Source organism: Falsiroseomonas oryzae (genome assembly GCF_027856955.1).
Taxonomy (GTDB): Bacteria; Pseudomonadota; Alphaproteobacteria; order Acetobacterales; family Acetobacteraceae; genus Falsiroseomonas; species Falsiroseomonas oryzae.
In genome coordinates, this window is the sequence record NZ_JAPSMD010000125.1 from 1 (window position 1) to 13,090 (window position 13,090).

General features: G+C 72.4%; 12 protein-coding genes. 9 read left to right on the plus strand and 3 right to left on the minus strand.

What is annotated here, in order from left to right; all coding sequences use genetic code 11:
- Window positions 1–132 precede the first annotated feature (132 nt).
- Window positions 133–1,218, minus strand: a complete 1,086-nt coding sequence (locus OZN99_RS13935) for an inositol-3-phosphate synthase (protein ID WP_270935847.1) — start codon at window positions 1,216–1,218, stop codon at window positions 133–135.
- A gap of 205 nt (window positions 1,219–1,423) precedes the next feature.
- On the opposite strand from OZN99_RS13935, the gene OZN99_RS13940 reads away from it, so the two are divergent.
- The 8 genes from OZN99_RS13940 to OZN99_RS13975 are packed head-to-tail and all read left to right on the plus strand — an operon-like array spanning window position 1,424 to window position 10,347.
- Window positions 1,424–2,527, plus strand: coding sequence for an NAD-dependent epimerase/dehydratase family protein (locus tag OZN99_RS13940; RefSeq protein WP_270935848.1), 1,104 nt, complete (start codon window positions 1,424–1,426; stop codon window positions 2,525–2,527).
- Window positions 2,524–3,588, plus strand: coding sequence for an SDR family NAD(P)-dependent oxidoreductase (locus tag OZN99_RS13945; RefSeq protein WP_270935849.1), 1,065 nt, complete (start codon window positions 2,524–2,526; stop codon window positions 3,586–3,588). The genes OZN99_RS13940 and OZN99_RS13945 overlap by 4 nt, the downstream gene beginning before the upstream one ends.
- On the plus strand, window positions 3,585–4,874 hold the full coding sequence (locus OZN99_RS13950; protein ID WP_270935850.1) for a TIGR04295 family B12-binding domain-containing radical SAM protein: 1,290 nt from the start codon (window positions 3,585–3,587) through the stop codon (window positions 4,872–4,874). The genes OZN99_RS13945 and OZN99_RS13950 overlap by 4 nt, the downstream gene beginning before the upstream one ends.
- The gene (locus OZN99_RS13955) at window positions 4,862–5,986 is read left to right on the plus strand and encodes a glycosyltransferase family 4 protein (protein WP_270935851.1); all 1,125 of its coding nucleotides are present in this window, start codon (window positions 4,862–4,864) and stop codon (window positions 5,984–5,986) included. The genes OZN99_RS13950 and OZN99_RS13955 overlap by 13 nt, the downstream gene beginning before the upstream one ends.
- The gene (locus tag OZN99_RS13960) at window positions 5,983–7,089 is read left to right on the plus strand and encodes a CgeB family protein (RefSeq protein WP_270935852.1); all 1,107 of its coding nucleotides are present in this window, start codon (window positions 5,983–5,985) and stop codon (window positions 7,087–7,089) included. Before OZN99_RS13955 ends, OZN99_RS13960 begins: the two co-directional genes overlap by 4 nt.
- Window positions 7,086–8,180: a CgeB family protein gene (locus tag OZN99_RS13965; protein WP_270935853.1), complete on the plus strand. Its 1,095-nt coding sequence runs from the start codon at window positions 7,086–7,088 to the stop codon at window positions 8,178–8,180. Before OZN99_RS13960 ends, OZN99_RS13965 begins: the two co-directional genes overlap by 4 nt.
- A complete protein-coding gene (locus OZN99_RS13970) occupies window positions 8,177–9,286 on the plus strand; it encodes a CgeB family protein (RefSeq protein WP_270935854.1) in 1,110 nt (369 codons plus the stop codon). The genes OZN99_RS13965 and OZN99_RS13970 overlap by 4 nt, the downstream gene beginning before the upstream one ends.
- A complete protein-coding gene (locus tag OZN99_RS13975) occupies window positions 9,283–10,347 on the plus strand; it encodes a UDP-glucuronic acid decarboxylase family protein (RefSeq protein ID WP_270935855.1) in 1,065 nt (354 codons plus the stop codon). Before OZN99_RS13970 ends, OZN99_RS13975 begins: the two co-directional genes overlap by 4 nt.
- On the opposite strand, the gene OZN99_RS13980 is transcribed toward OZN99_RS13975, so the two are convergent.
- Together OZN99_RS13980 and OZN99_RS13985 are read right to left on the minus strand one after the other, a co-directional pair.
- Window positions 10,344–11,255, minus strand: a complete 912-nt coding sequence (locus tag OZN99_RS13980) for a glycosyltransferase family protein (RefSeq protein WP_270935856.1) — start codon at window positions 11,253–11,255, stop codon at window positions 10,344–10,346. The genes OZN99_RS13975 and OZN99_RS13980 overlap by 4 nt on opposite strands.
- Window positions 11,242–11,781 (minus strand): DUF1003 domain-containing protein, encoded by a 540-nt coding sequence (locus tag OZN99_RS13985; protein ID WP_270935857.1) that lies wholly within the window; start codon window positions 11,779–11,781, stop codon window positions 11,242–11,244. The genes OZN99_RS13980 and OZN99_RS13985 overlap by 14 nt, the downstream gene beginning before the upstream one ends.
- 204 nt (window positions 11,782–11,985) lie before the next feature.
- Between OZN99_RS13985 and xylF the strand changes: the two genes are divergently transcribed.
- Window positions 11,986–13,032 (plus strand): D-xylose ABC transporter substrate-binding protein, encoded by a 1,047-nt coding sequence (gene xylF, locus OZN99_RS13990; protein WP_270935858.1) that lies wholly within the window; start codon window positions 11,986–11,988, stop codon window positions 13,030–13,032.
- Window positions 13,033–13,090 lie beyond the last annotated feature (58 nt).

Here is a 13,090-nt window from a genome sequence, read left to right on the forward strand (position 1 = left end):
GCAGCAGGCGGCGCGACAGCCGCGCGGCCTGTGCGCGCCCGGCGGCGGAGAGGCCGGCCGCGTCGGAACGTCCGCTCAGCGCCTGCCCCGCCTCCTCGTGCTGCGCGTGGCGCGCCAGCAGCAGCAGCGTCGTCACGCCAGGCCTTCGACGAAGCGCAGCGCCGCCTCCCGCGCCGCATGGTCGGTCATCTGTGCCGGCGGGGACTTCATGAACCAGGCCGAAGGACCGTGCAGCGCGCCGCCGACACCCCGATCGAGCGCGAGCTTCGCACAGCGCACCGCATCGATCACCACGCCGGCGGAGTTCGGGCTGTCCCAGACCTCCAGCTTCACCTCGACGTTCAGCGGCACGCCGCCGAAAGCGGTGCCTTCCAGCCGGATGTAGGCCCACTTCCGGTCCTCGAGCCAGGGGACGAAATCGCTCGGCCCGACATGCACATCTGCGTCGCGCGGGACCACGTCCATCTGGCTGGTCACCGCACGTGTCTTGGAGACTTTCTTGGAGGCGAGGCGCTCGCGTTCCAGCATGTTCAGGAAGTCGGTGTTGCCGCCGAAGTTCAGCTGGTAGGTGCGGTCCAGCCGCACGCCGCGGTCGCGGAACAGCTGGGCGAGGGCGCGGTGCAGGATCGTCGCGCCGACCTGGCTCTTGATGTCGTCGCCGATGATGGGCAGGCCGCGCGCCTCGAAGCGGGCCCGCCAGGCGGGGTCGGATGCGATGAAGACCGGGATGCAGTTGACGAAGCCGCAGCCCGCCGCCAGCGCGGCCTCCGCATAGAATGCCGTCGCGCGCTGCGCGCCGACCGGCAGCCAGGAGACCAGCACCTCCGTGCGCGACCGTCGCAGCACGTCGGCCACGTCCGCCACCGCCGCGTCCGATTCCGTGATCTCGCCGACGAGGTAGCGGCCCAGCCCGTCCAGCGTCGGGCCGCGCCGCACCACGGCGCCGGTCGCGGGCACCTCGGCGAAGATGCGCGTGTTGTTCGGCGCGGCGAGGATCGCCTGCGCGACGTCCTGCCCGACCTTGGAGGATGCGATGTCGAAGGCGGAGGCGACCACGATGTCGGAGACCGCGTAGCCGCCGAGCACGGGGTGCGGCAGCCCCGGCTGCGGATCGCGCACGTCGCGGTAATGCGCCAGGCCCTGCACGAAGGAGGAGGCGCAGTTGCCGACGCCGGCGATGCCGACGCGCAGCGATCCCCTGGACGAGCCCGTGATCAACCCGACTGTCTCCTGTCCCTGCGACACAGCGCGTTGCGCCGGCGAAACCCACCTTGCAGGGCAGCGTTCCGCGGTTCCGGGGGACACGCCGTGCAGGACACCCGATTGTGACGCGGTCGCTTCTCGCACCGGTATTGCGTCGTTGCGTTCCGCTCGCGGTCGGGCGGCGGCTGCAGCCCGCCGAGAAGTTGAGCGGAGGAAGCAGTTGGCCGACAGGATCCTGATCACCGGTGGCGCGGGCTTCATCGGCCGACACCTTGCAGCACTGCTGTTGCGGCATGGCCACCGCGTGCGTGTCCTGGACAGCCTGATCCCGCAGGTGCATGGCGAGGCGAAGCGGCCGCGTGACCTGCCGGCAGATGTGGAACTGCTGATCGGCGACGTGCGCGACGAGGCGATGACGCGGCGCGCCCTGGCCGGGGTGGACAAGGTGGTGCACATGGCGGCGGAAGTCGGCGTCGGCCAGAGCATGTACGCCGTGGATCGGTATGTGTCGGTGAACGACCACGGCACGGCGGTGCTGTTCCAGGCGCTGATCGAGCGGCCCGTGGCGCGTATCGTCGTCGCCTCCTCCATGAGCATATACGGCGAGGGACTCTACCGCGGCGCCGACGGCGCATTGCACGAGGCGGCGACCCGCTCTGCCCGAGAGCCCTGGGATCCGCTGGATTCGCACGGCCGGCCGCTGGTCCCGGTGCCGACGCCGGAAGACAAGCGGCCGGCGCTTGCCTCGGTCTACGCCATCACGAAATACGTGCAGGAACGGCTGACGCTCACCCTGGCGCCGGCCTATGGCATGCAGGGCGTCGCGCTGCGGCTGTGGAACGCCTACGGGCCGGGCCAGGCGCTGTCCAACCCCTACACCGGCGTGCTGGCGATCTTCGCGGCGCGGCTGCACAACGGCCAGCCGCCGATGATCTTCGAGGACGGACGCCAGCAGCGCGACTTCGTGCATGTCGGCGACGTCGCGCGCGCCTTCCTGCTGGCGCTTGAGCGCCCGGAGGCGGCGGGCGGCGCGTTCAACATCGGCAGTGGCGAGGTGCGCACGGTGGCGGAGGTCGCGGCACTCCTCGCCGAGGCCATGGGCAGGTTCGGCATCGCACCCGAGATCACGGGCAAGGCCCGTGCCGGCGACATCCGCCATTGCGTACCGGACCTGACGCTGGCGCGCGCGCGGCTTGGCTACGTCGCACGGCAGGACTTCCGCGATGGTCTGGCGGAGCTTGCCGAATGGGTCGCTCGCCAGCAGGCGGAGGACCGCGTCGCAGAGGCCCGGCGGGAACTGGAAGCACGGGGGCTGGTGGCGTGACGGGCCCCGTCCTCGTCACCGGCGGTGCTGGCTTCATCGGCGTGAGCCTGGCTGACAGGCTCGCGCGCGAGGGGCACGACGTCGTCGTCTACGATGCCCTGCTGCGGCCCGGCGTGGCGGAGAACCTGGACTGGCTACGTCGCCGCCACGGCACCCGCATCGCCTCCGTCACGGCCGACATCCGAGACCGCGCGGCCCTGCAGCACGCGCTGCGCGACGTCGGGGCGGTGTTCCACCTGGCGGCGCAGGTCGCGGTCACGACGAGCCTGTCCGATCCGGCCGAGGATTTCGGCATCAACCTGCATGCCACCTTCACGCTGCTGGACCTGCTGCGGCGTCGTCCGGGCGGGCCCTGCCCGCTGGTCTTCGCCAGCACCAACAAGGTCTATGGCGACCTGGGCGACATCCCGCTGGAGCTGCGCAATGGCGCCTGGCTGCCGCGGGACCCCGCGCTACGCGACGCCGGCATCGCGGAGGACCGGCCGCTCGACTTCCACACGCCCTATGGCTGCTCGAAGGGGGCAGCGGACCAGTACGTGCTGGACTTCGCCCGCAGCTACGGCCTGCCCGCCACGGTGCTGCGGATGAGCTGCGTCTATGGCCCGCGGCAGATGGGCACGGAGGACCAGGGCTGGGTCGCGCATTTCCTGATCCGCGCGCTGCGCGGCGAGCCCGTGACGCTCTACGGCGATGGTTGCCAGGTGCGCGACGTGCTGCATGTGGACGACGCGGTCGCAGCCTGGCTCGGCGCCTGGCGACGGATCGGCGCGGCGGCGGGCCGGGCCTTCAACCTCGGCGGCGGGCCGGCCAATGCCGTCAGCCTGCTGCAGGTGCTGCACGCCATCGGCGACCTCACCGGCCCCCGCGTCGCCGTGACGCATGGCGCGGTCCGCGCGGGCGACCAGCGCTGGTTCGTGGCCGATACGCGCCGGGCGCGCACGGTGCTGGGTCTCGCGGAGCCGCAGCCCTGGCGGGTCGGATTGCGCCAGCTGGCCGAGTGGCTGCGTACGGAGCGCGGGCTCGCCGCCGCGGCGCCGCGCGTGATGGAGGCGCTGCCGTGAGGATCGCGCTGGTCAATCCGGCCTGGGACTTCGCCGGCAGCATCTATTTCGGCTGCCGCGCGCCGCACCTGCCGCTGGAACTGGGCTGCGCGAAAGTGCTGCTGGAGCGCGCCGGTCACGAGGTGCTGATGCTGGACGCGCATCTCTGCGGCCTCTCCCAGGCCGAAGCAGCGGACCAGGTTGCAGCCTTCGCGCCGGGCATGACGGTGGTGACGACGGCACCGACCTATCTGTTCTGGCGCTGCGCGCCGCCCGAACTGCGCATTCCCCGCGCTTTCCTGGACGCGCTGGGCGATCGCGGCGGACGCACCGTGGCAGTCGGCCCGCACGGCTCGGCCACGCCCGGGGCGACGCTGCGCAAGCTGGGTTGCGACGTGGCGGTGCGCGGTGAGTGCGAGGAGGTGCTGGTCGCGCTCGCGCAGGCGGAGGACCTGGCGCGCGTGCCCTCCATCGCCTTCGGCCGCGATGCAGGGCTGCAGGTCACGGGCGGGCCGGCAGCCGCGCGGTTCACGGACCTGCCCGCGCTGCACTGGCCGGACGATTGGGTCGCCCGCCACGCGCATCACCACCACCGCTTCGACGCGGAGCCGGAGGGCCCCGGGGCTGAGGTCGAGGCGTCGCGCGGCTGTCCCTACCACTGCACCTTCTGCGCCAAGATCGACTTCCGCGATCGCTACCGTCGGCGCGACCTGGCGCCGCTGCTGGAGGAGATCGACGCGTTGCGCGCGCAGGGCGTCACCTACCTCTACTTCATCGACGAGATCTTCCTGCCGGACCGCGCGCTGCTGGAGGCGCTGACCGGGCGCGGGCTTCGCTTCGGCGTGCAGACGCGGATCGACCTGTGGAAGCCGGAGATGCTGGAGCGCCTGGGCCGCGCCGGCTGCGTCTCCATCGAGGCAGGGGTAGAGAGCCTGACGGAATCCGGTCGCGCCGCGCTCGACAAGGCCTGCCGCATGGACACCGATTCGCTGACCGAGCGCCTGCTGCACGCGCGGCGCTTCGTGCCCTTCGTGCAGGCCAACCTGATCCGCGTGGAAGGCGACGACGCGGCGCAGGTCGCGGAGTGGCGCGCGACGCTGCAGCGCGGCGGCGTCTGGGCCAACGACCCGGTGCCGCTCTATCCCTATCCCTCCTCGCCGGACTACCGGCGCCTGTGGGGCGAGCCCGACGACCAGGCATGGGAGCGCGCGCACGCGCACTACCTCGCCGCCTTCGATGCCTTCAGCGACATCCAGGAGGACAGGCCGCTGCCGCTCCCCGCGCTGGAAGCGGCGTGCGCGCGTTGAGCGACGCGCCGCCCCATATCCTCATCACGACCGATGCGGTCGGCGGCGTCTGGGCCCATGCCATCGACCTTGCGGGCGCCCTGGCCGCGGATGGCCGGCGCATCACGCTGGCGGTGCTCGGCCCTGGCCTGGATGCGGCGCGGCGCGCGGAGGCGGCGCAAATTCCCGGCATGGCCCTGATCGACACGGGGCTGCCTCTCGACTGGCTGGCGGCAGAGGAGGCGGAGATCCTGCAGGCCGGGCGCGCGCTGGCGGCCACGGCCGCGCGCTGCGGCGCGGACATCGTGCAGCTCAACAGCCCCGCGCTCGCGGCCGCGGCCCGGTTCCCCTGCCCCGTGGTCGGCGTGTGTCATTCCTGCCTGCCGACGTGGTGGGAGGCGGTGCGGAGCGGCCCCATGCCGGCCGATTTCGCCTGGCGCGGCGGGCTGCTGCGGCGCGGCTATGCGGCCTGCGATGCGCTGGTCGCGCCGAGTGGCGCCTTCGCCGCAGCCACTGCGCGCGCGCATGCGCTGGCCGCGCCGCCCGACGTGGTGTGGAACGGCCGCGTTGCCGGGCCTTCGGCCAGCGGCATGGCATCCTTCGCGTTCACGGCCGGTCGGCTGTGGGACGACGGCAAGGACCTGGCCACGCTGGATCGCGCGGCCGCACAGCTCGATCTGCCCGTCCTCGCGGCCGGCGCGCGGCGCGGACCCAACGGCGCGGCAATCACCTTCGCGGCGCTGCGCTGCCTCGGCGCGCTGGAAACCGGCGCCGTGCAGCAGATGCTGGCGCGCGGGCCGATCTTCGTCTCGACCGCGCGCTACGAGCCGTTCGGCCTCGCGGTGCTGGAAGCCGCGCAGGCCGGCTGCGCCCTGGTGCTGAGCGACATCCCGACCTTCCGCGAGTTGTGGGACGGCGCCGCGTGCTTCGTCGCTCCGGGCGACGCCGATGGCTTCGCGGTCGCCGTCATGATGCTGTCGCGCGACCAGGAACAAAGAAGAAGCCTTTGCGTTGCCGGCCGGAGGCGGGCCCGTCGATTCACCGCGCAGGCGATGGCGACGGGCATGGCACGCATCCACGCAAGGCTGCTGGCCGCGCGCACCGCCGGGAGGGGAAGGAACGTCGCCGCGTGAGGTTCGTCTGGTTCACCCACTCGCTCCGGTCCTGCTGGAACCACGGCAATGCGCATTTCCTGCGCGGCGTCCTGCGCGCGCTGCAGGCGCGCGGCCATTCGACGCTGGCATGCGAGCCCGCTGCGGGGTGGAGCGCCGCCAACCTGCTGCGCGAGCACGGTGCCCCCGCACTGGACGGCTTCAGCGTGTCCTTCCCGGATCTCGCGTGGCGCTCCTATGCATGCGCAGCCGATCTCGCTGCGCTTGTGCAGGACGCGGATGTCGTCGTCGTGCATGAATGGAACGAGCCCTGGCTGGTCGCGGCGCTCGGTGCGATGCGCCTGCGCGGTGCGCGGTTCACGCTGCTGTTCCACGACACGCATCACCGCGCCGTCAGCGACCCGGACGCGATCCGCGCCTTCGATCTGGACGGCTACGACGGCGTGCTGGCCTTCGGCGAGGCACTGGCCGAGGTCTATCGCGCCTGGGGCTGGGGCGCGCGCGTGACCACCTGGCACGAGGCCGCTGACACCACGGTGTTCCACCCGCCGGCAGCGGAAGGGCCGCGCGAGGGGCTGGTCTGGATCGGCAACTGGGGCGATGGCGAGCGTGCCGCGGAGATCGAGGAGTTCCTTCTGCGGCCCGCGCGCGCGGCCGGCCTGCCGCTCGACATCCACGGCGTGCGGTACCCCGCGGACGCGCTGCGCCGGCTCGCCGCCCATGGCGCGCGATACCATGGCTGGCTGCCCAACGCGCAGGCGCCGGCGGTCTTCGCCCGCCACCTCGCCACGCTGCACGTGCCGCGCCGCTACTACGCGACGCTGCTGCCCGGAATCCCGACCATCCGCGTCTTCGAGGCGCTGGCCTGCGGCATCCCGCTGGTCTCGGCGTCCTGGGAGGACAGCGAGGGCCTGTTTCGCCCCGGCGAGGACTTCCTGGTCGCGCGCGACGGCGCGGAGGCGACGCGCCACCTGCGCGCGCTGGCCGCCGAGCCAGCGCTGCGCGCGCGGCTGGCGGCGAACGGTCTCGCCACCATCCGCGCACGCCACAGCTGCGACCATCGCGCGGCGGAGCTGCTCGCCGCGGTCGCGCGGCTCGGCACGCGGGCGGAGCAGGCGGCATGAGGATCGCGTTCTACGGATCGAGCCTGCTCTCCGCCTACTGGAACGGTGCGGCGACCTACTATCGCGGCATCATCCGCGAACTGGCGCGACACGGGCACCGCACCACCTTTCACGAACCCGATGCCTTCGGCCGCCAGCAGCACCGCGACATGGAGCCGCCGGACTGGGCGGAGGTGCATGTCTGGCCGGCCGATGCCGACGGGCTGCACCGGGCCATCGGCGTCGCGGCGCAGGCCGATGCCGTGGTGAAGGCCAGCGGCGTCGGCGTATTCGACGACGAGCTGCTGCACGGCGTGATGGCGGCAGCACGGCCCGGCGCCCTGCGCATCTTCTGGGACGTGGACGCGCCCGCGACGCTTGCGGCGATGCGCGCCGATCCGACGCATCCCGTGCGGCGTGCGCTGCCTGGCCTCGACCTCGTGCTGACCTATGGCGGCGGCCCGCCGGTGGTCGCGGCGTATCGGGAACTCGGGGCGCGGCGATGCGTGCCCGTCTACAACGCGCTGGACCCGGACACGCATCATCCCGTGTCGCCGGATCCGCGCTTCGCCGCCGATCTGGGCTTCCTGGCCAACCGCCTGCCGGACCGCGAGGCGCGCGTGGAGGAGTTCTTCCTGCGCCCGGCGGCGCTGCTGCCGGAACGGCGCTTCACGCTTGGCGGCAACGGGTGGGAGGACAAGGCGATGCCGCCCAACGTCGCGCGGCTGGGCCATGTCGGCACCGGCGTGCACAACGCCTTCAACTGCTCCGCGCTGGCGGTGCTGAACGTTGCGCGCGACAGCATGGCGGAGGTCGGCTTCTCCCCGGCCACCCGCGTCTTCGAGGCGGCCGGCGCGGGGGCCTGCCTCATCACCGATGCCTGGACCGGCCTCGAGCTGTTCCTGACGCCGGGCGCGGAGGTGCTGTCCGCCCGGGACGGGGCGGAGGTCGCTGCGCATCTCGCGGAACTCACGCCGGCACGAGCGCGGGCGATCGGCCAGGCGGCGCGGGCGCGCATCCTGGAGGAGCACACCTATGCCCGGCGCGGCGTGCAGGTGGATGCGCTGCTGCGCGAGCACCTTGCCCGGGCAAGGGAGGCGCGGGTGGCATGAAGCTTATCGTCCTCGGCCTCAGCCTCTCCTCCGCCTGGGGCAACGGGCATGCCACGACCTGGCGCGCCCTGCTGCGCGCCTTCGCGGCGCGTGGCCACGACGTGCTGTTCCTGGAGCGCGACACGCCCTGGTATGCCGCGCATCGCGACCTGCCCGAGGCGGATTTCTGCCGCCTCGCGCTGTATAGGGACCTGGACGAGCTGGCGAACTGGCGCCGGGAGATCGCGGCGAGCGATGCCGTGATGGTCGGCTCCTACGTGCCGGAGGGTGTCGCGGTGGGCAGGCTGGTGCAGCGCCTCGCCGCCGGCATCACCGTCTTCTACGACATCGACACGCCGGTGACGCTGGCGAAGCTGGCGCGGGGAGAGCACGACTACATCTCCCCGGAACTGATCAGCCGCTACGACCTCTACCTGTCCTTCACCGGCGGGCCCACGCTGCGTATCCTGGAAGAGCGTCACGGCACGCCCAGGGCACGCGTGCTCTACTGCTCCGTCGATCCGGCGCGCTATCCCGTGCTGGACAGGCCGTGCCGCTGGGACCTCTCCTATCTCGGAACCTGGAGCGCGGACCGGCAGCCCGCGCTGGAACGGCTGCTGCTGGAACCCGCGCGCCGCGCGCCGCAGCTGCGCTGCGTCGTGGCCGGTGCGCAGTATCCCGACGGGATCGACTGGCCGGCCAATGTGGAGCGCATCGAGCATGTGGCGCCCGACGCGCATCCCGGATTCTACGCCGCCAGCCGCTTCACGCTGAACGTCACCCGCGCGGACATGCTGCGCGCCGGCTGGAGCCCGAGCGTGCGCCTGTTCGAGGCGGCGTCCTGCGGCACGCCGGTGATCTCCGATGCCTGGCCGGGCATCGAGGAGCTGTTCCGGCCGGGAGAGGAGATCCTGACGGCGACGGGTGCGGACGACGTGCTGGCCGCACTGGATGACCGTGACGGCACGCGCCGCGCCCGCATCGGCGCTGCGGCCCGCGCCCGGGTTCTCGCGTCGCACACCGCGGCCCATCGCGCCGCGGAACTCGAGGCGCATCTGCGCGAGGCCATGGCCGCAGCAGGCGAGCCCGTCGGACTGCGCCGTGCCGAGGAGCAGGTCATCCCGTGAGGAACGGCAAGCAGGGCATTGTCGTTGTCGCCGGCGGTGCCGGCTTCCTCGGCTCGCATCTCTGCGATGCGCTGCTGGCCGATGGGGCGCATGTCGTCTGCGTGGACAGCTTCCGGACCGGGCGGCGGCAGAACATCGCCCATCTGGAGCGCGATCCGCGCTTCGACCTGGTGGAATGCGACGTCTGCGATCCGCTGCCGCCGGCGCTGCCGCGGCGCGCCCCGCGCATCGAAGCGGTGTTCAACCTGGCCTGCGCGGCCTCCCCGCCGCACTACCAGGCCGATCCCGAGCACACGCTGCTGACCTGCGTGCTCGGCACGCGCCACCTGCTGCGGCTGGCCGAGGCCGCAGGGGCCCGCTTCCTGCTGGCCTCGACCAGCGAGGTCTATGGCGACCCGGAGGAGCATCCACAGACCGAGGCGTATCGCGGCTGCGTCAACCCGATCGGGCCGCGCGCGTGCTACGATGAAGGCAAGCGTGCGGCGGAGACGCTGGCCTTCGACTACCATCGCGCCGGCCGCGTGGAGGTGCGCGTCGCGCGCATCTTCAATACCTACGGCCCGCGCATGCGTGCCGATGACGGGCGCGTGGTGTCCAACGTGGTCACGCAGGCACTGGCGGGCCAGGACATCACGATCTATGGCGACGGGCGTCAGACGCGTTCCTTCTGCTACGTGGACGATCTGGTGGCGGGCCTGATGCGACTTGCGGCCGTGAGCCCGAGCCCGCCCGGCCCGGTGAATCTCGGCAACCCCGAGGAGATGCGCGTGTGCGACCTGGTGGAGCGCGTGCTGGCGCTGACCGGCTCCGCCTCCGCCATCGTTCGGCGCCCGCTTCCCGTTGACGACCCGCAGCGGCGGCGGCCGGACATCGCGCTGGCGCGCCGGCTGCTCGGCTGGCAGCCGCGGACCGGCCTCGACGCCGGACTGAAGGCGACGATCGCCTGGTTCGAGAAGCAGATGGCGTGGGACGCGCCGCAGCCGGCAGCCAATGACGATGTCCGTCGCGTCCCGCCGATGCCGCTGTCGCTGCGTGGTGCGGCGGCGCGCCGGGGGCGCTAGCGGTTCGTGCATCCCCGCAGGGCGTCGGCGAGACGTCCGAGGGGATCCGCCCAGTCGCCCGGCCGCGCCTGGCGGAACAGACGCATCGTCGGATACCACGGACTGTCGTCGCGGCCTTCCATCCAGCGCCAGTCGGCGTCGTGTGCCAGCAGTAGCCAGACCGGGACGCCGAGCGCCCCCGCCAGATGCGCCGGCATCGAATCGATGCTGACCACCAGGTCGAGCGACCGCATCGTCGCCGCCGCTTCCAGCACGTCATCGGATCCGGCATCGCTCGGGAGCCAGGCGGGCCGCTCGTCCAGAGCCGGTCCGCGCTGCAGGACATGCAGCACGATGCCCGGCAGCGCCGCGAACACGCGCAGCATCTCCACCGGCACGCTGCGCCGCGCATCCCAATCTCCGGCGCGCCACGCGAGCCCCACCGCAAGCCGTCCATCCCGTAAGCGCGGCCTCCCCGGCGGGTGCAGATACGGAACGCGCGCCGGCAGCGTCGCCGGCGTCAGGCGCAGCGCGTGCGCCAGTTCCATGATCTCGACGTCCACGTCGAACGCGGCCTCCGGCGTTCCGTCGTGCAGCGGCAGCAGCCGTGGCGCGTTGCGCATCGTCGCCAGGAGTGGGATCAGCGCCGGTTGCGCCCAGACCGTCACGTCGCGCGCGATCGCCTGCAGGCCGGGGATGAGCCGGATGAACTGGATGGTGTCGCCGAGCCCGTGATAGCAGCGCACCAGCACGCGCCGCCCGGCCAGCGGCGATCCGTCCCACACCGTCTGCAGGTGGCGCGGCAGCGTCCAGTCACGTCGGCCGTCCCTGGCCGCGAGCGCGACGTCGGAGAGGCGCCAGGCCTCCTCCCACGCGCCGCGGCGCATCAGCGCCATCCACTGCGCACCCGGCGCCTCAGGCAGGTTCATCCGGCCGCTCCTCCGGATGCAGCTTCTCGTGGAGCGTTTCCGCGAGGTTGCCCACCGCGGTGACCTCGCCGAGCTCGCGCGCCTCCTCGTCCACCACCTGCTTCTCGATGCCGATGGCCGCGCTGATGCGGTTGAGGATCTGGATGACCTTCGTCACTTCCTGCTCGGCCAGCAGGCTGATCTGCAGGTCGAGATGCGCGCGCTCCTCGTCGCGGGCGTCGGCGCGGTTCTGCTTCATCAGCACGAAGGCGGCCAGCAGGACGCCTTCCAGGGAGAAGAAGCCGCCCAGCAGGCCGAAGGGGAAGGGATCGAAGGCGGGAAGGCCGGGCACCAGGCCGACGTTCACGGCGACGTAGGCCGCGATGGCCAGACCATGCAGCACGATGAAGTGCGGCGTCCCCGCGACGCGCGCGACAATGTCGGCCAACCGGGAGGAGGGCGGGCGGCGGCGCATCTCGTCCTGCTCGAGCCGTACGACCTCCTCGATGTTGCGCGCCACCTGCCGTGCCGCAGCCTTCTGCGTCATGGGTTCTCCGCCGCGTGTCGTGCCGGAACGCACGGGGCACCCTTCCGGTCGCGCCGTGAGCGTCTTGAAGCTGCGTCATGCAGCCGCGCCGCAACGTGAGACGTGCCGCCTGCAACTAGACCTTGACGGGTGGTCAGGCTTCTTGCCTCCATTGTCGCAAGGCGGCCGCTGCGTCGCCATGCAACTCGGGGAGGAGCTCTCCGCATGTACCGTCGTCACCTCGTCGCGGCCGGGCTTGGCCTGCCCGTCCTCGCCATGCCGGGCCAGGCGCGCGCGCAGCGCGGCACCGCCGTCGGCGTCTCCTGGTCCAACTTCCAGGAGGAGCGCTGGAAGACCGACGAGGCGGCGATCCAGGCGGCGCTGCGTGCCGGTGGCGCGACCTATCTCTCGGCCGATGCGCAATCGAACCCGACCAAGCAGCTGGCCGACATCGAGAGCCTGCTGGCGCGCGGCGTGAAGGCGCTGATCGTGCTGGCGCAGGACGCGCAGGCCGTGCGCCCGGCGGTGGAGCGTGCGCTGAACGAGGGCGTGGCGGTGATCGGCTACGACCGCCTCATCGAGAATCCGCGCGCCTTCTACCTGACCTTCGACAATGTCGAGGTCGGCCGCATGATGGCCCGCGCCATCCAGGCGGCGAAGCCGGAGGGCAACTACGCCTTCATCAAGGGCAGTTCGGCCGACCCGAACGCGAACTTTCTGTTCCAGGGCAGCATGGAGATCCTGAAGCCGGCGATCGATGCCGGCCGCATCCGCAACGTCGGAGAGGCCTTCACCGACGGCTGGCTGCCGGCCAACGCGCAGCGGAACATGGAGCAGATCCTGACCCGCAACAACAACCGCGTGGATGCGGTGATCGCGGCGAATGACGGCACGGCGGGCGGCGCCATCGCGGCGCTGGCGGCGCAGGGGCTGGCGGGCAGCGTGCCGGTCTCGGGCCAGGATGCCGACCGCGCCGCGCTGAACCGCATCGCGCTCGGCACGCAGACCGTGACGATCTGGAAGGATGCGCGGGAGCTCGGCAAGGCGGCGGGCGAGATCGCCGTGCGGCTGGCCGGCGGCGCGCGGCTGAACGAGGTGCCGGGCGCCGTGCAGTGGAACCAGGGCCCCTCGCGCGCCAACATGACCGCGCTGTTCCTGCGCCCGCAGCCGATCACGCGCGACAACCTCGCCCTGGTGATCGAGGGCGGCTGGGCGCCCCGCAACGCTGTCTGCCAGGGCGTGCCCGCCGGCCGGCTGCCGGCCTGCGGATGAGCGCCGCGGCACCGCGCGGCGGCGAATCGCTGCCGCGTGGGGTCGGCGCGGCCTCCGG